Here is a 23477-nt window from a genome sequence, read left to right on the forward strand (position 1 = left end):
CCCGGCAATCTCACCCCGCGTGAGGCGACGAGATACGAACCGGCCAGGAACTTCTTCGCGTGGATCGACTCCACTCCGCGCAGCTCTCCGTACGAAATCCAGTCCAAGATCAAAGCTGCCAAGGTATGCCTGCTCGGCATCGGCGGCACGGGCTCCGCGGTGGCGGCCGGACTGGTCTCCAGCGGAATCGGAGCCCTGCACATCGCCGACTTCGACACCGTCGAGGAACCGAACCTCACGCGCCAGCTCCTGTACACCGAGCAGGACATCGACCGCCCCAAGGTCGACAGCGCGGTGGACCGGCTACGTGACATGAACAGTCTCGTCACGGTGACGGGCAGCACCGTCAAGGCAGGCGCGTCCCATGACATCGCCGCCCTGATGGAAGACTGCGACGTGTTCGTCCTCTGCGCGGACAAGCCGCACCCGGACATCATGTTCTGGACCAACGAGGCGGCGCTGCGCACCGGCACGCCATGGTTCGTCAGCTTCTACACAGGGCCGATGGCCGTCGTCGGATCCCTGATCCCAGGCGAGACCGGGTGCTGGGCGTGCCTGCAGCGTCAGGAGAACCGTCGCGAGATCCACGCCCACGGCCGCTCACTCACCGAGGAGCGCCCGAACGCCGTGGTCGCGGCCAGCGCCAACATCAGCGGGCACCTCTGCGCGCTGGAAGTCCTGTATCACCTCGGCGGCCTGCCCACACAGGCGCGCGGCCGGGTCTTCCACTGGAACTACGCCATGTGGGACCACTCCTACTACATCGACGTTCCGCACGACGACGACTGCCCCGCCTGCGGGCCCGCAACGTCGTGAGTGCCGCACCGCTCACCGCCGGCAGCAACGTCGGCTTCCACCCACTGATCGTCCGCCCGGACGACGACGACCCGGAAGTCGTGGTCGTCGGCCGGTCAGAGATCGGGGAGTTCATCGAGCTGCCGGCGGTCTACGGCGACGCGATCAGTCTCCTGGGCGCAGGGCTCTCCATAAGCGCCACCGAGGAGCGGATAGCAGCCGAGCAGGAGGTGGAGCTCGACGTCGCGGAGCTCGTGGAAGCCCTGGCGGACCTGGGATTCGTCCGTTCGGTCAACGGACAGCCACTACCGGATCCGGAGGCGAGCACTCCGCGCAGCCATTTCAGCCGACTGACCGAGCGGCATGTGGCGTGGCTCTTCAGCCGGCCGATGAAACTCCTCTGGCTGCTGGTCATGGGCGCGGCACTGGTCACCCTCGCCATGCGACCCGATCTGCTGCCGAACTACACAAACTTCTTCTGGGGCGACTACGTCGGCCTGACGGTGCTGGTCAACACGGTGATGATGTCGGTCAGCATCAGCATGCACGAGCTCATGCACCTGACGGCGGCCCGGTCACTCGGCGTTCCCGGGAGGATCGGCTTCGGCACCCGCCTCCACAACCTGGTGGTACAGACCGACGTCACGGCGGTGTGGGGCGTGCCGAGGCGATCCCGCTATCGCGTGTATCTGGCGGGGATGGCCTGGGATCTGTTCCTCATGGCGTCCCTGACCCTGCTGGTCGCCCACGTGGCCATGCCTCAGCCGGTGAAGGCCCTACTTCAGGCACTCGTCGTCTGCGTCCTCCTGAGCCTTCCGTTCCAGCTCCAGGTCTACATGCGCACCGACCTGTACTACGTTCTTCGCGATCTGCTGCGGACCCGGAACCTTTTCGACGACGGGCTCGCCTACGCCAGGTATCTGCTCGCGAGAACCGTCGCAGGCCTGCGCCGCCGGCCCGCTCCTGTCGCGGACCCGACGACCGGGCTGGCCCCCCATGAGCGGCGGGCGACCCGCGTCTACTCCGTCTTCCTCGTACTCGGTGCCACCATCAGCCTCAGCTTCCTCGCCCTGTTCGGCGTTCCGATCGCGATCGCGGCGCTGGTGCGCGCCCTCCTCGCCATCGCCGACGGTCTCAACGGCGGACCGGTGCTCCTGGCGCTGGACTCCGCGCTCCTGGTGCTCATCGAAGGCGGCATCCAGGTCCTCTTCGTAGTGACCTTCATCCGGGGCCACCGGCATTGGTTCCGTCGGCGCAGCACAGCCCCCGCCACGCACTCCTCGTAGAGCGGCTGTCCGTCCACAACCGCCCTCGTCTCGGCCGGCAACGCCTTCACGGCCGTGTACGGCGTCTCCACCGGTGACGCCGCCAACCCGGTGGACCTGCACAGCGCGCGCCTCTCCGGCTGAGCGGTCGTACACAGGTCTGGTTCGCCGGGCAGAACACGGCCGGCTCAGGCGTTCGAGGTTCGGTAGCGGCCCGGGGTTTTTCCGATGATGTCGGTGAACGCCGCGATGAAGCTGCTGGGGTTGGCCCATCCGCAGGCGTGAGCGGTCTGGGTGGTGTCGTGACCATCGGCGAGGAGCACGAGCGCGTGGTAGATGCGTAGCTGCGTGCGCCACTCGTAGAAGGTCATGCCTAGTTCGTTGCGGAACAGTCGGCTGAGGGTGCGCGTGCTGGCTCCGATCGTCTTCCCGAGTTCGGCCAGCGTGGCGTTGTCCGCCGGCGTCTCGTACAGCATCCGGGCGATGGCCTGCAGTCGGTCGTCCCGTGGCTCCGGCAGGTGCAATGGCTGTTCGGGTGTTTCGCGGAGTTCATCGACGAGGACTCGATGGAGGCGCGAGCGCGCGGAGCGGCTGTAGTCAGGCGCGGCATCGTCGTGGTTGCGGGGGCCGGTCAGGGCGAGCAGGACCTCGCGGGCGAGGCCGGAGGCCAGGAACACGGCGGGATGGTCTGGTATGAGCCGGGCGAGGGATGGCGCGAGAAAGACGATCCGCATGTCGGTGTCGCCGTGGGCGCGGTGGTAGTGCGTGAACCCTGCGGGGGTCCAGGCGACCCGGTTGGCGGGAACGATCGACGTGCCGAGCTCGGTGTGAACCGCCAAGACGCCGCCGGCTGCGTACACCAGGTGTCCCCGTGCGTGCGACTGCACCGCGCTTGTCCCGCCGGATGGCCAGAGGTGACGCCCACCGGACGGCCATATATGTGACGTCACACCGGCGGCCGGGCGAGATTGGCGGCGAACAGGCATCAGTTGGCATTCTATCGGTGGTCAGCCACCCCTTGCTCTGGTGACATTGCCTCCATGCGGATGGTCTTCAGTGGCGCCCAGCGCCCGACCGGACCACATGTCACCGAGGCAGCGCGCCTCGATGCCGCGGCTTGAGAGAGAAGGAGAAACGCATGGCGACGTTCGTCCTGGTGCCCGGCGGTTGGCACGGCTCCTGGTCGTTCGAGGCGGTGGTTCCGCTGCTGGAGCGTGCCGGTCATGCCGTTCACGCCCTGACCCTGACCGGTCTGCGGCCGGACGACGACATCGCGACGGTCGCGACCGCCAACCTCGACACGCACGCCGACGACGTATTGCGGCTCCTCGATCGCGCCCACCTCACCGGCGCGACGCTGGTCGGCCACAGCTACGGCGGGATGGTGATCGCCGCCGCCGCCGATCGCGCCGGCGGCCGGATCTCACGACTGGTGCATCTCGACGCCTACGTACCGCGCGACGGCGAGTCGTGCTGGTCGTCGACGACCGAGCGCTACCGGGAGGCGTTCGCTGCGGGCGCTGCGACCACCGGCTACGCCGTCCGACCGCCGGACGGCGGCGATCCCCGCCGCCGTCCCCATCCCCTCGCCTCGTTCCTGCAGACGATCCGGCTCACAGGCACGCTCACCCAGGTCCCCCGTCGGGAGTTCGTCTACTGCTCGGGATGGGAAGACCGGACGCCGTTCGCCGACCTCCGCACCCGACTCCAAGCCGATCCCGAGTGGCAGGTCCACGACCTCCCGACCGGCCACGACGCCATGCATGAGGCCCCGGAGGCGGTCGCCGCACTACTGCTCGGCGAACGCGTCGCGGATGCGTCGACGCACAGCCCACAGACTTGCCGTTGACGGCCGCACAAGGCGCCTGGCATGGGTCTCGCCCTCGCGCAGGTGGACCAGCACCGGCAAGGCCTGCCCGCCGGGGGTTGAGCCGCCGCCGGACCGACCCGATCGCCTCTCAGGCTCTCACTTCTGCTTGGGGAAGGCGGCGCTCAGCGCGGAACCGCGGGTGATGAAGGCGACGCCGATCAGGGCCGGCGCGGACAGACCCTGGAGCACGGCGTACCACGCCGGGCAGAGGCCGGGGATCAGGTCGACGCCGATGATCGCGATCGGCATGATGGTGGACAGGGTGCGCACGCGGTCGAAAGCCTTGTACGACCCCTCCGAAGCGCGCACGGTCATCCGGTAGATCAGCGGGGTGACCGCGAGCAGGATGGCTCCCCGGATCCACATGAACGAGGTCGCCTCGTGGCCGGTGAACGCCATCACGGCGACCACCGCGAGGACGATGGCGCTGACGGCGCCGAAGAGCATGACGCACTTCTTCACCGTGGTGAGGGCTTCCTGGGTGCGGGCGTCGCCGAGCCGCGCCGTCGTGGTCGTGATGTCGCCGGCGTTCGCCATGATCTTTCTCCTCCGTGTCGCTGTGGTAGCGATGCTATGAAGCGCCTGGCCAGGCCGATATGGGCTTGGCCGTACGGGAGGGTGGGGCCAGACCCACTCCTGGGTCAGCGACTGGCTTCGGCCACCATGATCAACGCGAACGGCGTCAGCCGGCCTTGCCGGCCAGCAGGAACACTCTCGGGAAGCCGCGCCTCAGATCCTGCTCCCCGGGGAAGATCAGGCGGGCGGTCTCGACGATGTTCCGCTCGCGGAGCATGGCGGAGATCAGGTCGGTGGACCATCGGTAGGCCAGCGAGACGACGTGGTCGTACGGCTCGGACGACTGCGACGGGTCGTCGGTCGCCGAGAAGGAGAGCAGCAGGTGCCCGCCGGGTGCGAGGACGCGGGCGAACTCGTCGAACAGCTCGTGCACCCGCTCCGGCGGGGTGTGGATGATCGAGTAGTGGCTGAAGACGCCACCGACGCCGGCGTCCGCCAGGTCCAGGGCGAACATGGAGCCGACCTCGAACCGGAGGCCGGGATGCTCCTGGCGGGCCTGCTCGATCATCCCCGGCGACAGGTCGATCCCGATCGCGGGGACTCCCCGCGCCTGGAGGTAGGCCGTGTAGTGTCCTGGCCCGCACCCGAGATCGGCGATCGGCCCGGCACCCGTCGCCTTCACCAGGTCGGTGAAGGTGTCGATGAGGGCTCGGTCCAACGGCTGTTCCGCGAGAGGATCGCGGAACAGCTGGTTGTACTCTGCCGCCCTCTCGGTGTAGGCGTCGCGGGTCGTTTCGAGGAAGCCGGCTTCGGTCATGGTGGATCAAAATAGCCGACCCGGGCTGGGTTTCAGCCGATGCGCGGCAGGCCGGCGCCGGAGACGTAGTGCTCGACCCACCCGCTCGGCGAACCGTGGCCGCCACCCTGGGCGCGTCGCTCGTAGGTCTGGAAGGCCCGACGGCCGCAGGCTAACCTGACGATCCATGACCTTGGAGGCGTTGCGCGACGGGGATCCACGCCAGGCCGGGCCGTACACCCTGCTGGGCCGGCTGGGCGAGGGCGGGATGGGGGTCGTCTACCTGGGTCAGGGGCCGGACGGCACACGGGTGGCCGTCAAGCTCATCCACCACAGGATGAGCGCGGATGCCGACTTCCGCCGCCGCTTCGCCCGCGAGGTCGCCGCCGCCCGGCGAGTCGCCCGCTTCTGCACGGCCCCGGTGCTGGACGCCGACGTCGAGGGCGAGATGGCCTACCTGGTCACCGAGTACGTCGAGGGGCCGAACCTCGAGGACGTCGTGCGCCGGTCGGGGCCGCTGAAGGGCTCGGCGCTGGACGGGCTGGCGGCGTCCATGGCGGTGGCGCTGCGGGCCATCCACGGGGCAGGGGTGGTGCACCGCGACCTCAAACCGGCCAACGTGCTGCTGTCCCAGGTGGGGCCCAAGGTCATCGACTTCGGCATCGCGCGTCTCGCCGACGCGGAGATGAGCAGCGCGATCGTGGGGACGCCGGCGTACATGTCTCCCGAGCAGGTCGCGGGTTCGCAGGTGGGTCCCGCGTCGGACATCTTCTCGTGGGGCTCCACGGTGGCCTTCGCCGCGGCCGGGGCGTCGCCCTTCGGCTCCGGCTCGGTGCCCACGATCCTCCTCCGCATCGTCAACGAGCCCCCGGCCCTGCACGGGCTCTCCGGCCAGTTGCACGACCTGGTCGCGGCCGCCCTGCTCAAGAAGCCCGCCGACCGCCCCACCGCCCAGGACATCCTGGACCACCTCAGCACGTCCATCCCGCTACCTGCCGCTCCCGAGAGTGAGGCGGGCGGAAGCACCGAGCCACGCCGGTTCTCCTCCCTCGAAAACGCGCCGGCGCAAGCGGCGGGCGTCGTAGGCGGAGAGACGGACCCAGTCGCGGGTGGACGCGGCCGGAGGGTCGGCGGGCCGCGCATGTGGGTGGCCGGGGCGGCCGCCGTGGTCGTCGCGGCGGCCGGGGCGATCGCGTTCGCGTCGCAGGGGTGGGGGTCCCCCGACGCCCGGGATCCGGCGGCCAAAGGCACCTCTCCGGCGGCCTCTCGGCCCGCCGCCGCGCGGAATCCCCTGCGGGCAGGGCAGGACGTCCGGTTCTACGCCCCACCCGAGCCGGCGGCCAGCCGCCAGGCGAGGCTCTGGGCCGAGGACCGACCGAAGGACGCCGAGCTCATGACGAAGCTGGCCGCCGTCCCCTACGCCATCCGCCTCGGCGAGCCCGAGATCCGCGCCAAGCTGGACAGCGCCGTCACAGGCGCCGGGCAGCAGGACGCCGTGCCCGTGTTCCTGATCAACCGCCTACCGGGCAGCGAGTGCCACTCGGCGGCCCCCGCCGACCTCACCGCCTACCACGACTGGATCAAGGGCATAGCCGCCCAGATCGGCGACGCGCGGGCAGCGGTCATCCTGGAGCCCGGCAGCCTGGCCAAGATGCCCGGCACCCCCGACTGCGACCCCCAGGGCTCCCCTGACCAGCGCTACAAAGACCTGCGCCAGGCCGTCCAGACCCTCAAGTCCAACCCGAACACCGCCGTCTACCTCGACGGCAGCCAGGACCTCTGGCCGGGCACCGAGCTCATGGCCGACCGCCTGATCGGCGCGAGCATCGAACGGGCGGACGGCTTCTTCGTCAACACGGCCGCCTACCAGAGCACCGAGAAGGCGGTCGCGTACGGCAAGAGGCTGTCGGCCTGCATCGCCGTCCGGCGCGCCACCGGCCGCAAGGGCTGCCCCTTGGACGTGAAAGCGGACCCGGCCACCATGCCGCACTTCGTCGTCGACACCGGCCGGAACGGCCGGGGCTCCTGGACTCCGGACAAGCACTACTCCGACCCACAGACCTGGTGCAACCCGCCGGGCAGGGGCGTCGGCGACCGGCCGACCACGGCGACGGGCGAGGAGCTGGTGGACGCCTACCTGTGGATCGCGCGGGCGGGCACGTCCGGAGGCCGGTGCCGGCGTGGCACCGACGGCGAGAAGGACCCGGAGCGCGGCGTCGTGGCGCCGGAGGCGGGCGAGTGGTGGGCCGAGCTGGCCCTCGAACGGGCGAAACTGGCCAACCCGCCATTGCGGTGACGCTTCACCGTGATCATGAAGTTCGTCATCGTCCGGGCGGGCGGACGGGCTTCCTGATAGGGAGGAGCCGTGGAGTTCCGCATCATGGGCCGGCTGGAGGTCCGCGACACCGACGGCAAGGACCGCACCCCGACCGTGCGCAAGCATCGCGACCTGTTGGCGATGTTCCTGCTCAACGCGGGCCGGCCGCTGACGGCCGAGCGGCTGCGCCGACTGCTGTGGCCGCACGAGGACGGCGACCGGTCCGACTCCCTCGTCCGCGGGTATGTGGGACAGCTCCGGCGGCTGATCGGGCACGGGACGATCACGACCGTGTCCGGCGCGTACACGCTGAACCTCGGCGACGGTCAGCTCGACGTCGATCGGTTCCGGCTGCTGGTGGACCGGGGCGCGTACGAGGAGGCGCTGGCCCTGTGGCGCGGCGAGGCGCTGGAGGACGTGGACCCCGAGGGCGAGCGGTGGGTGGAGACCCGGCGGCTGCGAGAGGAGCTGGAGGAGCTGCGGCTGCTGGCGCTGGAGCGTCGGGTGCAGGCCGACCTGGACGCCGGACGCCATCGCGAGCTGCTGGCCGAGCTGCGCCGGCTGACCAGGCAGCACCCGATGTGGCAGCGGTTCCGCGGCCAGTACATGCTGGCGCTCTACCGCAGCGGGCGCCGGGTGGACGCGCTGGCCGCCTACGCGGTGCTGCGCGACCAGCTCGACGGCGGCCACGCCATCGAGCCGGACCCGGAGCTGCAACTGCTCTACCACCGCATGTTGCACGACGACGCCTCGCTGCACGTGTCGGCCGGGCCGCCGGTGCTGCTGCCGCCCGACGTGGCCGACTTCACGGGCCGGGCCGAGCTGCTGAATGAGGTGACCGGCGGCCTCGTCGTGGTGCACGGGCAGGCGGGGGCGGGCAAGTCGGCGCTGGCCGTGCACGCGGCATGGCGGCGGCGCCCCGACTTCCCCGACGGCATCCTGTACGCCGACCTGCGCGAGACCACGGCCCCGGCGGCCGTGCTGGAGGACTTCCTGCGCTGGCTCGGCTGCCCGGCCCAGGCGATCCCGGCTGCGCCGGAGCAGCGCGAGCGGCTGTTCCGCACCTACACCGCCAACCGCAGGCTCCTGGTGGTGCTGGACAACGCCGCCGGCGAGGCGCAGGTGCGGCCGCTGGTGACCTCGTGCCCGACCGTCGTCACCAGCCGTTCCCCGCTGGGCGGCCTGCTCGGCGCGCGACGGCTGCCGGTGGGCGTGCTGGACGACGGGGAGGCGCTGGAGCTGCTGGTCAAGAGCTCGGGCCAGGCGCCGGACGACGCCTTGCGGCGGCTCGCGCGCTTCTGCGGCGGCCTGCCGATCGCCTTGCGCATCGCGGGTTCCCGGCTGGCGGCCCGCCCCGAGTGGACCGCCGACTATCTGGTGGGTCTGCTGGAGGACGAGCACCAGCGGCTCGACCGGCTGCACGCGGGCGACCTGACGGTGCGCAGCGTGTTCGCGATCGGGTTCGACGGGCTGCCGGAGGCGGCGAGGCTGACGTTGCGCGGGCTGGGCGCGCTGTCCGCGCCGGACTTCGCCGACTGGGTGACCGAGCTGCTCGGCGGGCAGGCGGAGGCGTTGGTGGACGCGGGGCTGCTGGAGACGCACGGCGTGGACGTGGCCGGGCAGGTGCGCTACCGGCTGCACGACCTGACCCGGCTGTTCGCGCGCGAGCAGCCGGTGCCGGGGGCGCTGGCGAAGCTGGCGGACATGGCGCTGTCGCGCGTGCAGGCGTCGCGGTTCCCGCTGGTGTCGGGAGATCCGGCCACCGCCGTGGCGACCAGGGACATCAAGGAGTCGGTCGAATGGCTGGCGGCCGAGCGGGCGTTCCTGGTGAGCCTGGTCGCCGACCTGGGCGCCGCCGGGCTGGACGGCGCCTGCTGGCGGCTGGCCCACCTGCTGGCGCCCTACCTGGAGCGGCACCGGTTCCTGGATGACTGGCGGGCCTTGGCGGGCCCCGCGATGGAGGCGGCGCGGCGGGCGGGCGACAGCCTGGGCGAGGCGCTCATCCTGCTGGACCAGGGCGACCTGCACCTGGCCGAGCGGGACTGGCAGGGGGCGGAGGAGCGGCTTCGGCTGGCGCTGGAGACGTTCCGTAGCCGGGGACACGCCCGCGAGGTCGCGCACGCCACGCGCCGGCTCGGCCGCGTGCACCTGGAGCTGGGCCGCCTGGAGGAGGCGGAGCGGGCGCTGCTGGCCTGCCTGGAGGTGGCGGAGAACCAGCGTGACGCCGCCGACGCCGAGCAGGTGCTCGGCGTCATGTTGCGCCGCGCTGGCCGGCTGGACGAGGCCGCCGACCGGCTGCTGTCCGCCGTCGGCCGCCTGGCCGAGCTCGGCGACCGGCACCGGCAGGCCGACACGCTGCTGGAGCTGTCGGCGGTACACCTGGCGCAGGGTTCGAAGCCGGACGCGCGTGCCGCCGCCGAGCGGGCCAGGGGCATCGCCGTACGGCTCGGCGACCGGCTGCTCGACGCACAAGCCCTGCTGGCCCTGGCGAAGGTCAACCGGGCCGAGGGCGCGGCCGTACGCTCGCGCGAGCTGGCCCGCGCGGCGCTGGAGGTCTTCGAGGAGACCGGCGACCGCCAGGGCGGCGCGAACGCCCGCTCCCTGCTGGCGCTGCTCTGAACGGCTCATGAGAAGTGGATGGCGCCTATCGGCCTTCGCGGCACGACCGGGGAGATGGGACCCCGGGAAAACGGCACCCCTCAGTTTCGAGCAGCAGAGAGCAGCGGCTCCGCCGCAGGAAGCTGTATCCAGTGGGGCGGCAACTACGGAGACGCCCATTACTGCGTTCACGCCGGCCGCCGCGTTGCCGAGCGGCCGGTCGAGCCGCAGGTGCCCGCAGCCACCAGCGCCGTGATCGCGTGGCCCAGGCCTCGGCCTGCTCAGGTCGGTGCAGCTTGTGCTCGATCGCTTACAGTGGGTAGACAGACCGGTGGACAGTCCCGGCCGGCCTTGGGCCGCGGCCACCTGTCACCTTCGTTCCACCTCGACCAGAGGACTGGACATGACCGATGTCCTCGTCATCGGCGCCGGACCGGCAGGCGCCTTCGCCGCCCATCGTGCCGCGGACCTGGGCGCTCGTACCACTCTGGTGACGCGCGAAGAGTTCGGTGGGATGGCGGCCAACGACGGCCCCGTACCGGTGCGTACGCTCGCACACGCGGCTCGGCTGCTGCGGGAGGCCCGCCAGCTCGACCGGTACGGCATCACCGCGGACGCGTTCCGGCTGGACTACCCGCGGCTTCTCGACCGTGTCCGCGAGGTCATCCACGAGATCCGGACCCATGAGGCTCTGCGCGGCCGCGTCGACGGCCTGGGGGTGACGGTCCACGAGCACGCGGGCACGGTCCGTTTCGTCGATCCGCACACGGTCGAGACCGGCCACGGGCTGCGATTCCAGGGCGAGAGCATCATCTTGTGCACCGGGGGTGTCAACCGGCCGCTCGCCGTTCCGGGCGCCGAGCTGACCCATACCCACAGCGATGCCTGGACGCTGCGCGAGGTCCCGCCGTCCATGCTCGTGATCGGCAGTGGCGCGACGGGTGTGCAGGTGGCCTCCGTCTTCGCCGCGTTCGGTTCGCGTGTCCAGTTGTTCGAAGCCGGACCTCGTATCCTTCCGTCGGAGGACGACGACGTGTCCGCGGTCGTGGCGGAGGCTTTCCGCGAGCACGGCATGGTGATCCGGGACAACCTGGACGCCGTCGAGTCCGTCGAGAAGACGCCCGACGGTGTGCGCATGCGTTTCTCGCAGAACGGCACAGCCGACAGCGCCGAGGCGGCCATCGCCGTCGTGGCGACCGGCTGGTCCGCTGACACCGCGGGGCTCGACCTCCCGGCGGCGGGCGTCACGACAGACGAACGCGGCTTCATACGCGTCGACGCCTACCAGCGGACGTCCGTCCCGCACGTCTTCGCCGCGGGCGACGTCACCGGCCGGCTCATGCTGGTCCCGCAGGCGGCCCAGTCCGGGTTCGTGGCGGCGACGAACGCGGTACGAGGTCCGGAACTCCCCCTGTGGGAGCAGGTCAGCCCCATCGGCAGCTTCACCGACCCCGAGTACGCGCAGGTCGGGCTGACGGAGAGGAAGGCCCGCCAGGAACACGACGTGGTCGTGGCGACCGTCCGCCTCGATGCGGCCGCGCGCCCCATCATCGACGGCCGGACCGTCGGATTCTGCAAGCTCGTCGTCGACCGGATCAGTCATCAGATCCTCGGCTGCCATGTCGTGGGCGAGCGCGCCGTGGAGACCACCCAGGTGGCCGCCGTGGCGATGACGGCTCGTATGCGGGTCCAGGACCTCGCCCGGATTCCCCTCTCCTTTCCCACCTACGCCGCCGTCGTGGGCCGTGCCGCCTACATCGCCACCCGACGCCTGGGTTCGGACGCCGACGGATCTCCGTACGAGCCGCCCTGCTGAAGCCGTCACACCTGCGCTGACCTGCGGTTTGGGCTGCCTTTCGGCGCCACATCGTGGGAGAATTGGCACAGTCAGGCGGCTTCAGTCCCCCCCGCGAGCAGGACGAGGGAGAGGGACGATCATGGAGATCAGGCCGCAGGCGGTCGCCATCCCCAAGGAGACCGACCATCTGGAGCAGGGCAAGTACGGCCCCGTCTACCCGCGGACCCCGGCCTGCTACGGGTTCACCATCATCGCGAAGGTCAAGCCCGGCCGGGCCGACGCCATACGCGCCTACGGCCAGACACTCGCCAAGGCCCTTGAAGGCGACCCGTATCTCCTCGCGCCCCTCAAGCTGCACTACCTGCGCTGGGTGCTCTTCGACGAGGACACGCGCTTCATGTACCAGGGGATCTTCGACACGGACTTCGACAAGTACACCGAGGACGCGATCGCCCTGTTCAGCCAGGCGGGGGTGAACACGGCCTTCGAGCATCTCGAAGGCTTCCCCGAGGACTGGAAGACCAACCCCGAGGCGTTCGTCAGGTTCGTCCGCGAGCATCACTGCCCGAGCTTCATCGAGTACGGCGAGTACCCGTACGTCACCGCTGACGAGATCAAGAAAGCTCTGAAAGTCAAGAGCGCTCTGTCGGAGATGCTCGACCAACTGCAGTGACACCCGCAGGCGCCACCGGGAGACGAGATGAACGAGCCCAGAACCGCGCGCACCTACAACCAGAACCACGTGCCCCGCGCGTACGACCCCGGCCGGCGCCGGCTGAGCATCTACGTGGCCTGGAGCTTCCCCGCCGAGGCGGGCCGCAACCCGGCCGACCTGGACGACCGGTTCTCCACGATGACCGAGGTGCGCCGCGTCACGTGGCCCGCCTACGAGGACCCGAAATGGTCGGACCCGATGCGCTTCCAGCAAGGCATCGCCGGCGGGCTGGAGCTGTTCTTCTGGGGCTGGCTGCCGTTCCAGCAGTTCGTCCAGGAGACCACCGGACATCAGGTGCCCGTGTACCAGCGCGTCGACCAGGCGGGTTTCCACACCCCGCTGGACGAGCGGGTGCTGGCGGACACCGACACCCTGTTCGTGTGGGGACTGGACCACATGATCACCGGCCAGGACGCCACACCCGCCGAGATCGAGGCGTTGCGTGACTTCCTCACCCGTGAGGGAACCTGCCTGGCCCTGGGGCCCCATCACGACGTCGGCGCGACGGACGACATGACGGTGCGGAACATGGAGTACCACCATCACGGCGACGCGCTGGTCCCCCGCCGGCAACGCTTCGGCAGGTACACCCGATCGCTGATGGCGGGGCTGGGAATCCCCGTCGAGAACCGCTACGGGCTGCGCCCCGCCGTGACGGAAGGGAGCAAGAGCGCACCCCTGTCCATCGCCAGGGACCTGGACACCAAGGGGTGGCTGAAAGGCGTGTCCAGCTTCAACTTCCACAAGCACCTGCCGCACTACGCCGTGACCACGGATGACCCGAACGTCGTCCACGTGCTGGGCAGGCAGCCCATCGACATGTCCAGACCGCCGCACCCGTTCACCGAGGCCGGGAACACCGAGTTCAACATGTTCCTGTGGATGCCGCCCGCCGGCGACCGGGCAGGGGACGTCATCTTCGCCGACACCACGATCTTCAGCTCGCTGTTCGGCGTCGACGAGAGCCTGCGCACCTTCTGGCACAACATCGTCACGGCGAAGTAGCGTGGCGGGGAGGCGGGTTCCGGTGAGTGAGCACACCCAGGCCCAGGTCAAGCTCGATCTCGACGACATCCAGCGCGGGGCTCTCAGCCCCCGGCCGACACCGTACGCGGCGACGTACATCCTGTTCCGCATCGACGACCGCGACCACGGGCGGGAGCTGATGCGGCGGGCGAGCGCCGTGGTGACCTCGGCCGCCGACACGGTCAGCCCGCTGGGTGAGACCTGGGTCAGCGTCGCGCTCACCTACCACGGGCTCAAGGCGCTCGGTGTCGCGCAGGAGTCGCTGGACACCTTCTCCTGGGAGTTCCGGCAGGGCATGGCAGCACGGGCCGCCGCGCTGGGCGACATCGGGGAGAGCGGCCCCGAGAACTGGGAGCCCCCGCTCGGCGCGCCGGACGTCCACGTGGTCCTGGTGGCGCTCGCGCCCGACAGCGCACGGTTGGAGGCCGCCGTCGACCGTGCCCGTCCCGCCTACGAGGCGCTGACCGGCGTGACGGCGATCTGGCGCCAGAACTGCCACGCGCTGCCCACCGAGACCGAACCCTTCGGCTACCGCGACGGCATCAGCCATCCGGCCGTCGAGGGCAGCGTCATCGCCGGATCCAACAGGCTGGAGGCGCCGCTCAAGGCCGGCGAGTTCGTGCTCGGATACCCCGACGAGCTCGGCGGCGTCCAGACCCCCCAGCCCGACGTACTCGGGCGCAACGGCACCTACGTGGTCTTCCGCAAACTCCACCAGCGGGTCGCCGCCTACCGGCGGTACCTGAAGGACAACGCCACCAGCCCCGAGGACGAAGATCTGCTGGCGGCGAAGATCATGGGCCGCTGGCGCAGCGGCGCACCGCTGGCGCTCAGCCCCCTGCGCGACGACCCCGGCCTCGGCGCCGATCCGTACCGCAACAACACCTTCCTGTACGCGCAGGACGACCCGGCGGGCTTCACCACCCCCGGCGGCAGCCACGTCCGCCGGGGCAACCCCCGGGACGCGGCCGTCGCGGGCGTGCCGAGGCTGCACCGGATGATCAGACGCGGCACCGCCTACGGCCCGCCGCTGCCCGAAGGGGTCCTGGAGGACGACGGAGCCGACCGCGGGCTGATGTTCGCCTTCGTCGGGGCACACCTGGGGCGGCAGTTCGAGTTCGTCCAGTCCGAATGGATGAACGACGGCGTCTTCTTCGGCGCGGGCCACGCGAAGGATCCGGTCGCCGGCTCCCACGACGGCTCCGGCGACTTCATCGTCCCCCGCCGGCCGGTACGGCGACGCCTGTGCTCGCTGCCGCGGTTCGTCGTCACACGCGGCGGCGAATACTGCTTCATGCCGGGACTCACCGCACTGCGCTGGCTCGGCGATCTCACCGACTGATCATGGCGACCTGACCAGGACGACGCCGCTCTGGCACGATGACCGGAGATCCACATGAACACGCTTCACCTGCTGTTCAACGCCGTCACCGTCATCTTCATAGCGGCCACCATGTTCGCCGCCGGCCTCGGAACGACACTGACGGCCCTGCTCACCGTCCTCGCGAACCTTCCGCTGCTCCTGCTGGTGCTCCTCGCCAACCTGGTGGCCGTCCCGCTCCTCGGCTGGGGCGTCGCCGCGCTGTTCGGGCTGCCCACGGCTGCGTTCGTCGCACTCCTCCTGGTCGCGTCCTCACCCGGCGGGCCGTTCGGGGCGAAACTCGCCATGGTGCAGAACGGCGACGTCGTCGCGGGAGCGGCGATGCAGGCGCTGCTGGCCGCGATCGGCAGCCTCACCTTCGGTCCGACGGCGAACGTCCTCCTCAAGGCCGCGAACGTGGGGGGCGGGGTCTCCCTCGACGTCGCGACACTGGTGCTGACCGTGGCAGTGCTCCAGCTCGTCCCGTTCGCCGTCGGACTGATCGTGCGCCACTTCTCCGTGCCCACGGCGGTGTCGTGGCACCCCGTGGCCGTCATGGTGTCCAACGTGACGTTCCTCGTCGTGCTGGCGGGCATGCTCGTCGGCAACTGGCGTGACGTCGTCGCGCTGGTCGGCTCACTCACCCTGCTCGCGGGCTTCGTCTTCGCCATCGTCGCCTTCGCCCTGGGCACAGCCCTGGCCACCGGGCCATGGACACGCCGCACCACCATGGGCGGAGTCGCGGCCGTGCGCAACGCGGGACCAGCGCTCGCCGCCGTCGGCATCGCCTTCGGCAACGAGCCGGCCATCCTGGGAGCACTCGCGGCCCTCCTGCTGAGCGGCCTGGCGGCCAGCCTCCCGATCACGGCGACGCTGAGCCGCCGCCGCACGGCCGAGGGCCGCCGGCAGGAGCGCACCTGAACAGCACGTCCTCAGCGATCACCCCGGCGCCGGAGCACCCCGCCGGAGATGTCGGTCCTGGCCTGTACGTTGACGCCTCGTCGGCACGTGATCCTTTGGGCGAGGAGTGGAGCGGCGTGGGTGCTTGGGGCAGCGGTCCTTTCGACAATGACTCGGCCGCCGACTGGTGCGGGGACTTGGACGATGCCGATCCGGAAGAGCGGGCGGGCATGGTCCGGGAGGCATTGCTCGGCGTCGTGGAGTCCGTGGACTATCTGGAAGTGGACGAGGGGTCCGCAGCGGTGGCGGCGACGGCCATTGTCGCGGCTGAGTGCTGTGGTGGTCCGCCGGTCACTTCGGCGTACGCGCCGGACTTCCTGCTGGAGGGCGGCAGGGTCGGGCTTTCCGATGCCCTTGCGCCACTTGCGCTGCGTGCGCTGGATCGTGTCCTCGGTGAGGATTCCGAGCTCTGGCAGCTGTGGGAAGACGTCGATGGTGGTCGATCGCTGTTGACGGAGGTTGAACCCTTGCGGGCTGCCCTCATGCGCAGGACCGCCGGCTGAGGAATCTTGCTGACGCGTGACGTTTCGCGGAGTTCATGTGCGGCGGCTCATCGGATGAGTCGCTCGGGTACGGCTTGCGCTCGCTCGCCCGGCCATCTCAACAGACGCGTACCCGCCCACGGGCGATAACGCTACATATCCGCACGGTCGCACTACGGCGTCACGGATATCTGCCCAAGTATCGCCCTCTGAGAACTCGATCCGTCACGTCGGGAAAAGACAGGCATGACACAAACGCACCCGGCGGAGGCAGCCGAGGTGGACGACGCCGAGCTGATCCGCTGGTCACGTGACGACCCGGAACAGTTCGCCGGCCTGTTCGACCGCTACATCGAGCAGATCCACCGCTTCGTCGCCAGGCGGCTCGGCACCCAGGCGGCCGACGACATCGCGGCCGAGACGTTCCTGACCGCTTTCCGCGGCCGCGCTTCCTACGACCCTGCCCACCGGCTCGCCGGCCCTTGGCTCTACGGCATCGCGACCAACCTCATCGCCAAGCATCGACGCGGCGAGGAGCGGTTCCTGCGCGCCTTGAGCCGTACCGGCACGAACCCGCTGCCCGAGCCGCCGATGGCCGACACGGTCGTCGGCCGCGTGGCCGCACAGGAGGTGGACCGCCGGCTCGCGGGGGCGCTGGCGTCCATGTCCTCCGGCGACCGCGACGTGTTGCTGTTGGTGGCGTGGGGCGAGCTGACGTACGAGGAGGTCGCGGCGGTGCTCAAGGTACCGATCGGAACGGTCCGCTCGCGTCTCCACCGAGCGCGCAAGAAGGCACGGATCGCCCTCGGGGGCGACGATCCAACAAGAGAGGTCGCATGATGGACGAGATCAAGCAGTTCCTCGGGTCCACCCCGGTGATCACCCGTGAGGCGAAGGACGCGGCACGCGCCCAGCTCCTGCAGGCGATGAGCGAACCGCTCCCCCAGCCGGCGAGGCGGCGCACGTTCCGCATCCCTCGCCCGGCCTGGCGGTTCGGGATCGCCGCCGTGGCGGCCTCTGCCCTGCTGGTCGGGTACGGCGTGGTACGCGGTGACGACCAGTCGGCCGCGTACGCCGATGTCAAGGAGCTCGGCGAGCGGGCCGCCAAGGCAGCCGAGCGCGGCCCCGGCGACGCCTACACGCGAACCCCTTCTCCGGGGCAGTGGCTGTACGTGAAGGAGTCGATCGCCCCGCTGCTCGCCGAGCCCCGGCCCGAGGTGGATCGTGACAGGCGCGAGACCCTGGAGACCTGGTACAGCCTGGACGGCAAGCAGATGGCGATCGACGACGGCGTGGGCAAGCTGGCCATCGAGGAGGTGAACACCGGTCTCAAGGGTGCCGACCTGGCCCAGGAGCCCGTCACGCCCGACGCGGTGCTCGCCAAGGTCAAGGCGTCCGTCGCCGCGACCCCCGCCTCGCCGTTCGAACAGGCGAGCGGGATGTCCGAGCAGGAGCGCGCCTTCCACACGATCAGCACCCTCATGGGCGGGCAGCCGCTCACCCCGCAGGTCCGCGCGGCGCTGTTCCGGGCCCTGCCGAAGATCGACGGTGTCTCGGTCAAGCAGGACGCCGTGGACGCCGCGGGCCGCCACGGTGTCGCGTTCGCCTACACCGGGCCGCGGGAACGTTCCGAGATCATCGTCGACGCCAAGGACTACCGCTTCCTGGGCCTATACGGCGAGAACCTCGCCGACCACCCGTTCCCCAACGAGGGCGGACCGGCCTCTCCGGCACTCCCCAGCGGGACCGCCGGAACCGTCAAGGCCGGCGCTCCCCTGGTGTGGAGCGCGCAACTGGAGACGAAGATCGTCGACAAGCCGGGGGCCCGTCCCCAGCCGTAGGCGCCCCGCGAGGAGCAGACGGCGACCGCCGGACCGTACGCCATGGACGCGTACTGCCCGGCGGTCGCCTCCTGTGCGTGGACGGCGACGGCGCGCGGCCGGTGGTCCCGCTGGGTGGGGTCGGTCGCAGAGCCGCGACGATCATCCCGGAGCCGGAGTGCTTTCGCCTGAGGCATCGATAGTTCGGCTGGGGACATGAGGCCAGTCTGATACCTGCATCCAGAGACGCCCCACGTGTTATTCGATCACACCGGAGCGCCGATCGTTAAGCGCCGGTCCTGACCGCCGGCGCGCAGCGCCGCCGCATCATCTCCTACAAGAACGTCACGCAGAGTAAGAATGCCCCCGTTGTTGGTGAGCAAGGAGTCTCCAGCCGGCCACGGTCGGACGGATCCGGGCAACGGTCGATCGAGGAGCTTTCCCCTTGCCGCAGGTCTGGCTAGGTACCACTGGTCCGGAGCGTCATCCCCTTGGGCCGTAGGCCGTCATGAGGATGTGCACGACGATGAGGACGACGACCCAGACCATGGCGCGTCTGGTCGGCGGGGGACCGCTGCGCAGCAGGGAGATGCCCAGGGGGATGAGAGCGACGCAGAGGCCGCCCACGGCGATGAAGGACTGCGGGATTTGGGTGCCTTTGAGCGGCCCGAGCGCGAGCATCGACATCAGGCCGAGCGCGACCGAGCGGCCCAGCCCCAGGGCGCCGGAGCGATAGGCGCCGATGGCCAGCACGACCCAGCCGAAGAACGCCGGTCCGGATATGGCCCTGAACGGATGCCAGCGCGTGTTTCCCCAAGCTGTGTAGTAGTCGTCGATGCCCTTGAGCATTGTCTGCAGGCCGAGGCTGTCAGTCAGGTGGAAGGCCAGGTGATCATTGCCGAACTGGAAGGTCCGGGTGAACAGGCCGACGATCACCAGACAGCCGCCCCACAGTCCCCACAGCGGGCTGGTGGCAGCGATCCGTTGCGCCAGCGTCATGACCGCCGGCCACAGCAGGACGAACCCGGCGGCGAAGCAGGTATAGGCGGCGGTGATGAGGGCGGGGTGCCGGGCGTAGGCGGCGAGTTGGTGAGGGACGAAGAAGTGGAACTGGGAGCGCAGGAGAGTTCCAGTCATGATCAGCATGGGGCCGCCGATCAGCGAGATGGCGCTCACCCATCGTCCGGGAAACGGGTGTTGCCGGCCCAGGTTGGCCGTGGCGTTGGCGGCGTACCGGTCCGCGGCGGCCTGTCGCCATCGTGTGAATCGCCCCTGAAGATCAAACTTCATGAGTTCCTGCCCGTCTCGTCGGTGTCGGCGCGTCTCGGCTTGGTATGCCGGGCGCACCAGCATGGTGATGGGCGCTGTGATGGGGGCGCGTCCGGCTCAGGTCGCATCTTGGGTCGCCAGGCACGAGCCGGTGGTACGACCCCAGACGGATGCTGGTGTCCTACCGTGGGCAGATGCCGGGCGATCCGGTGGGGCGATAACGTCCCGTCATGGAATGGGCTGGGCGGCGGCTCGACGGGCGGGGTGTCGCCGACGCGGCGACGGCGGTCATCGTGGCGCTGATCATCAGATACGCCATCGTCGATCCGCCGGGGCCGTCGTCGTGGTGGCCCGCCTGGTCGGCTTGGCCGGTCGCGGTGGTCGTGAGCTTGCCGGTCGCCGTACGGCGGCGCCGGCCGCGCGCCGTGCTCGCCCTCGCGTGCGCCGCGGGCGTGCTGGCGACCGTGGCCGGTGCCGTCGCGGCGGGCGCCATCTGGCTGACGTTCGTGCCGACCGTGCTCGTGCTGTACCTGGTGGCGTCCACCACCTCGGTCGCCTGGTCGGCCGCGGGGTTGGCGGCGTGCGCGTTCGGTGTGGTCACCGCGGTCCTGATCTTCTACGAGCGGGTGTTCCCGGGCCTCGAGCCCGCGGCGGGGCCCAGCGAGGTGCCGCCGGCCTGGCCGGTCGAGATCGGTGTGATCTCTGTGCTCCTGGCCGCCGCATGGGCCGTCGGAACGGTCGTCCGCTGGAAACGGGACACGACCGCCCGCCTCGTCCGTCACCTCGCCGAGGCGGCCGTGACCGACGAGCGCAGGCGCATAGCCCGCGAACTGCACGATGTCATCGGCCACAGCCTGAGCCTGATCGCCGTCAAGGCCACCGTGGCCAACCACGTCGCCGACGCCCGGCCGCACGAGGCACGCGCCGCGCTGGCCGTCATCGAGCAGACCAGCCGAAGCACGCTCACCGAGATCCACCGGGTCCTCGGCCTCCTGCGCTCCGACGGCGACCCCGGGGAGGCCCATCTGCCCGTTCCCGGCATGGCGGACCTCCCCGAGCTGGCCGCCCACGCCCGTTCCGCCGGGGTCGAGGTTGACCTGACCGTCCGCCAGGAGGCCGAACTGCCTCCTGCGGTCGCGATGTCGGTGTACCGCATCGTGCAGCAGGCTCTGACCAATGTCGTCACCCACGCGGCGCCCACCCGCTGCTCGGTGACCGTGGACGTCGACGGGCGGGAGGCCGCGATCGAGGTCGTCGACGACGGCCCCCGCCACGGCCGGCCGCCACGAGCCGGCCACGGCGGGCACGGCCTGATCGGCATGCGCGAACGGGCCAAGATGTACGGGGGCACCTTCAGCGCGGGGCGCCGGCCCGAGGGAGGTTTTCGCGTGACGGCTCGACTGCCTTACGACCAGAGCGGCACCATGACATGACCGTCGACGCCGCTCCGCACGACCCGTCCCCGCCCATCCGGGTCCTGCTCGCCGAGGACCAGGTGCTGGTACGCGACAGCCTCAAGGTCCTCATCGACACCACGCCAGGGCTGGCCACCGTGGGCGAGGCGGGCACCGGCGCCGAAGCCGTGCTCCTGGCCCGCCGGCGGCGACCCGACGTCGTCCTCATGGACGTGCGCATGCCGGACATGGACGGCATCGAGGCGACCAGGCGCATCTGCGCGCACCCGGACAGCGCCGGCGTCCGCGTGCTGATCCTCACCACCTTTGACCTGGAAGAGTACGTGTACGCGTCGCTGCGGGCCGGCGCAAGCGGCTTCCTCGTCAAGAACGCCACGGCGGCCGAGCTCCTGGCCGCCATCCGCGTCGTCGCCGCCGGCGAAGCACTGCTCGCCCCCTCCGTGACTCGCCGGCTCATCGCCGAGTTCCTGCGGGGTCCTCACCCCGCTCCGGCCGTGCGAGACCTCAACGACATCACGCAACGCGAGCGCGACGTGCTCACCCTCATCGGCAACGGCATGTCCAACTCCGAGATCGCCGAGCACCTCCACCTCACCGTCGGCACGGTCAAGACGCACGTCGGCCGCCTCCTGGCCAAACTGCACGCCCGTGACCGGGCCCAGCTCGTCATCGCGGCCTACGAAGGCGGGCTCGTCACCATCCCGGACGGCCGCCGATGACCAGGCAGCCCTTCTTCAAGCGGCGGCCTACCTCTGCACGTTTGTCCGTACCGACCTCTGTGGTCATGGGTGTACGCCGACAGCGCCCACCCCGGGCCCCGAGCAGGCTGCCGGCCGGCAGGTCGGCGAGCCGACTTGCCTAGCCGATGTCGACCACCCGTGCCCATGAGGGCGGCGTGTCCGGCACGTAGTCGGGATCGCTCTCGTCGTACGACCGCCTGGTCCGGGAGAACAGCCCCACCACGATGCGGGACGCCGGACGTTCCTGCGGCCACGGGGTCTGCCCGTCGGTCAGGACCACGATGACGTCCGGCCGCGGGCTCGCCCGCAGCGCCTTGGCGATGCCCGCACGCAGGTCCGTGCCGCCGCCGCCCACCAGCGTCATCCCCTCGGCCCGGCACAGCGGTTGCGCGACCCGGGCCGCCGCGTCGCACGACAGAACGCTGACCAGGTCGCGCCGGCCGCCCACGGCGCGGACGATCGCGGCGACCTCCAGCAACGCGCTTCCCAGTTCGGCGTCGCTGACCGACGCGGAGGTGTCGATGACCACGCTGATCCGCGGCGGCCTGCGTCGCAGGCTCGGCAGGATGACGCCGGGCAGGCCGGCCGAGCGCCGCGGCGGCCGGCCGTAGGTGTAGTCCTCGCCCACACCGGGTCCTGACACCGCCGAGCGGACGGCCGTCCCGAGCAGTTCCCGCCACGGCTGCGGCGGGTGGAATGCCTCCTTGTGTGGCTCGGCATCCGGCGAACGGCCGGGTACGAGCGCCGCCGCGACGAGCGGGTGCAGCCTGTCGGCCTCGATCAGCCCGGCACGCAGCAACGCCAGGTCGGGTAGCACCCAGGTCGCCGCGTCAGGCAAGATCGGCGGCGGCGCCGGTCCTTCGTTGCTGATTCGGGACGCGTCCACATCGAGGATCACCTGACGCCGCCCGCCCACCCGGACGGCGACCGTACCCCTGTCCTGTCCCTCGGCACAGAGCAGCAATCGGGCCTCGGCCGGCCACCGATCGACGGCCCAGCCTCGTGCGTGCGGCGCCGTTTCGGAACGTGCACGCAGCTCACCGGCCCTGCGCGCGTCCCACAGGTGGCGATGCAGGTCGAGACGGAAACGTCGATTCGGACGGGGGTGCGGATGCGGTCCGGACCGGGAACCGTCCCAGAGCGCCAGGCTGATCCGCTGACCGGCATCCGCCCAGGCCGGCGGAGTCCGGGCCACGAGGTGAACCGTGTTGTCCCTCTCGGGGTACCGGGCCAGCGAGAGAGTCAGGCCCGGACGTATCAGGCCGTCGGGGGCGATCCTCGGCATGTGCCAGCGCAGCAGATCAGGTGCCAGGTGGCGGAGGTCGGTTCGGAGGTGGGTGGCCAGTTCCTGGCCGTGGAGGCGCGCTATGTGGCGCAGGTTGAGATCGACGTCCACGTGTGCCGCTGCACACGCTGCTGCCCAGTCTCCGGTGGTACGGCGGGCGGTCGCTGACTCGATCATGGGGGGCGGCACGGCGAACTCGCGCACACGCAGCCAGAGAGTCAGGCGGGGATCCTCGTTCGAGGTCGAGTGCGGCATCAGCACTCACCTTGCGTGAACGGGGCCCCCAATCTGATGTAGGAGGTATTCATCATGATCAGCGTAGCGTCTTCCGGTCCGCGCGAGAAGAGCGGCTCTGGCAGGAGCGGTTGGCCGCCCACATCGCCTTCGCCGGCGGAGCGCTCCCACCGGAGACATGCATTGACCTCTCAACTCCGCCGGAGCCGACATCCC

Annotated in this window: 20 protein-coding genes; 15 read left to right on the top strand and 5 right to left on the bottom strand. The window is 70.5% G+C overall.

Annotated features, from left to right (window positions below):
- Both AB0H64_RS42625 and AB0H64_RS42630 read left to right on the top strand, forming a co-directional pair.
- Window positions 1-816 (top strand): TOMM precursor leader peptide-binding protein (locus AB0H64_RS42625; protein ID WP_357637023.1); only part of this gene is annotated, 816 nt, incomplete at its 5' end.
- Window positions 813-2081: a hypothetical protein gene (locus AB0H64_RS42630; protein WP_357637026.1), complete on the top strand. Its 1269-nt coding sequence runs from the start codon at window positions 813-815 to the stop codon at window positions 2079-2081. The genes AB0H64_RS42625 and AB0H64_RS42630, both read left to right, overlap by 4 nt.
- A gap of 167 nt (window positions 2082-2248) precedes the next feature.
- Here AB0H64_RS42630 and AB0H64_RS42635 read toward each other — a convergent pair whose 3' ends face one another.
- The gene (locus tag AB0H64_RS42635; RefSeq protein WP_357637029.1) at window positions 2249-2920 is read right to left on the bottom strand and encodes an AraC family transcriptional regulator; all 672 of its coding nucleotides are present in this window, start codon (window positions 2918-2920) and stop codon (window positions 2249-2251) included.
- Between the two features lie 278 nt (window positions 2921-3198).
- On the opposite strand from AB0H64_RS42635, the gene AB0H64_RS42640 reads away from it, so the two are divergent.
- Entirely contained in the window at window positions 3199-3909 is a 711-nt protein-coding gene (locus tag AB0H64_RS42640) for an alpha/beta hydrolase family protein (RefSeq protein ID WP_357637031.1), read from the top strand.
- 117 nt (window positions 3910-4026) lie between these two features.
- Here the strand turns inward: AB0H64_RS42640 and AB0H64_RS42645 are convergent, their stop codons facing one another.
- Both AB0H64_RS42645 and AB0H64_RS42650 read right to left on the bottom strand, forming a co-directional pair.
- Window positions 4027-4467 (bottom strand): hypothetical protein, encoded by a 441-nt coding sequence (locus AB0H64_RS42645; protein WP_357637033.1) that lies wholly within the window; start codon window positions 4465-4467, stop codon window positions 4027-4029.
- A gap of 145 nt (window positions 4468-4612) precedes the next feature.
- The gene (locus AB0H64_RS42650; RefSeq protein ID WP_357637034.1) at window positions 4613-5263 is read right to left on the bottom strand and encodes a class I SAM-dependent methyltransferase; all 651 of its coding nucleotides are present in this window, start codon (window positions 5261-5263) and stop codon (window positions 4613-4615) included.
- A 166-nt stretch (window positions 5264-5429) separates the two neighbouring features.
- On the opposite strand from AB0H64_RS42650, the gene AB0H64_RS42655 reads away from it, so the two are divergent.
- The 10 genes from AB0H64_RS42655 to AB0H64_RS42700 all read left to right on the top strand — a co-directional run bounded on the left by AB0H64_RS42655 (window position 5430) and on the right by AB0H64_RS42700 (window position 18339).
- The gene (locus tag AB0H64_RS42655) at window positions 5430-7538 is read left to right on the top strand and encodes a glycoside hydrolase family 6 protein (protein ID WP_357637036.1); all 2109 of its coding nucleotides are present in this window, start codon (window positions 5430-5432) and stop codon (window positions 7536-7538) included.
- Window positions 7539-7607: 69 nt separating this feature from the next.
- Window positions 7608-10178 (top strand): BTAD domain-containing putative transcriptional regulator, encoded by a 2571-nt coding sequence (locus AB0H64_RS42660; protein WP_357637039.1) that lies wholly within the window; start codon window positions 7608-7610, stop codon window positions 10176-10178.
- A 382-nt stretch (window positions 10179-10560) separates the two neighbouring features.
- Entirely contained in the window at window positions 10561-11973 is a 1413-nt protein-coding gene (locus AB0H64_RS42665) for an NAD(P)/FAD-dependent oxidoreductase (protein ID WP_357637042.1), read from the top strand.
- Between the two features lie 121 nt (window positions 11974-12094).
- Window positions 12095-12628, top strand: coding sequence for a hypothetical protein (locus tag AB0H64_RS42670; protein ID WP_357637044.1), 534 nt, complete (start codon window positions 12095-12097; stop codon window positions 12626-12628).
- Window positions 12629-12655: 27 nt separating this feature from the next.
- Complete coding sequence (locus tag AB0H64_RS42675; RefSeq protein WP_357637046.1) at window positions 12656-13675, top strand: hypothetical protein; 1020 nt, start codon at window positions 12656-12658, stop codon at window positions 13673-13675.
- A gap of 22 nt (window positions 13676-13697) precedes the next feature.
- A complete protein-coding gene (locus AB0H64_RS42680; protein ID WP_357637048.1) occupies window positions 13698-15038 on the top strand; it encodes a Dyp-type peroxidase in 1341 nt (446 codons plus the stop codon).
- A gap of 54 nt (window positions 15039-15092) precedes the next feature.
- Window positions 15093-15977, top strand: a complete 885-nt coding sequence (locus AB0H64_RS42685) for a bile acid:sodium symporter (protein ID WP_357637050.1) — start codon at window positions 15093-15095, stop codon at window positions 15975-15977.
- A 116-nt stretch (window positions 15978-16093) separates the two neighbouring features.
- Window positions 16094-16519: a DUF4259 domain-containing protein gene (locus AB0H64_RS42690; RefSeq protein WP_357637052.1), complete on the top strand. Its 426-nt coding sequence runs from the start codon at window positions 16094-16096 to the stop codon at window positions 16517-16519.
- Between the two features lie 225 nt (window positions 16520-16744).
- On the top strand, window positions 16745-17338 hold the full coding sequence (locus AB0H64_RS42695) for an RNA polymerase sigma factor (RefSeq protein ID WP_357637055.1): 594 nt from the start codon (window positions 16745-16747) through the stop codon (window positions 17336-17338).
- Window positions 17335-18339, top strand: a complete 1005-nt coding sequence (locus AB0H64_RS42700; RefSeq protein ID WP_357637058.1) for a CU044_5270 family protein — start codon at window positions 17335-17337, stop codon at window positions 18337-18339. The genes AB0H64_RS42695 and AB0H64_RS42700 overlap by 4 nt, the downstream gene beginning before the upstream one ends.
- Window positions 18340-18801: 462 nt before the next feature.
- Here AB0H64_RS42700 and AB0H64_RS42705 read toward each other — a convergent pair whose 3' ends face one another.
- Complete coding sequence (locus AB0H64_RS42705; RefSeq protein ID WP_357637062.1) at window positions 18802-19671, bottom strand: hypothetical protein; 870 nt, start codon at window positions 19669-19671, stop codon at window positions 18802-18804.
- Between the two features lie 146 nt (window positions 19672-19817).
- Here AB0H64_RS42705 and AB0H64_RS42710 point away from each other — a divergent pair, with 146 nt between their 5' ends.
- Both AB0H64_RS42710 and AB0H64_RS42715 read left to right on the top strand, forming a co-directional pair.
- Complete coding sequence (locus AB0H64_RS42710; protein WP_357637065.1) at window positions 19818-21020, top strand: sensor histidine kinase; 1203 nt, start codon at window positions 19818-19820, stop codon at window positions 21018-21020.
- Window positions 21017-21721 carry a response regulator transcription factor gene (locus AB0H64_RS42715; protein WP_357637067.1) on the top strand — a complete coding sequence of 235 codons (705 nt, stop codon included), beginning with the start codon at window positions 21017-21019 and terminating at the stop codon, window positions 21719-21721. Before AB0H64_RS42710 ends, AB0H64_RS42715 begins: the two co-directional genes overlap by 4 nt.
- A gap of 139 nt (window positions 21722-21860) precedes the next feature.
- On the opposite strand, the gene AB0H64_RS42720 is transcribed toward AB0H64_RS42715, so the two are convergent.
- Window positions 21861-22628 carry a VWA-like domain-containing protein gene (locus AB0H64_RS42720; protein WP_357637070.1) on the bottom strand — a complete coding sequence of 256 codons (768 nt, stop codon included), beginning with the start codon at window positions 22626-22628 and terminating at the stop codon, window positions 21861-21863.
- Window positions 22629-23477: the final 849 nt, after the last annotated feature.

The organism is Nonomuraea sp. NPDC050733 (assembly GCF_040654215.1).
GTDB lineage: Bacteria > Actinomycetota > Actinomycetes > Streptosporangiales > Streptosporangiaceae > Nonomuraea.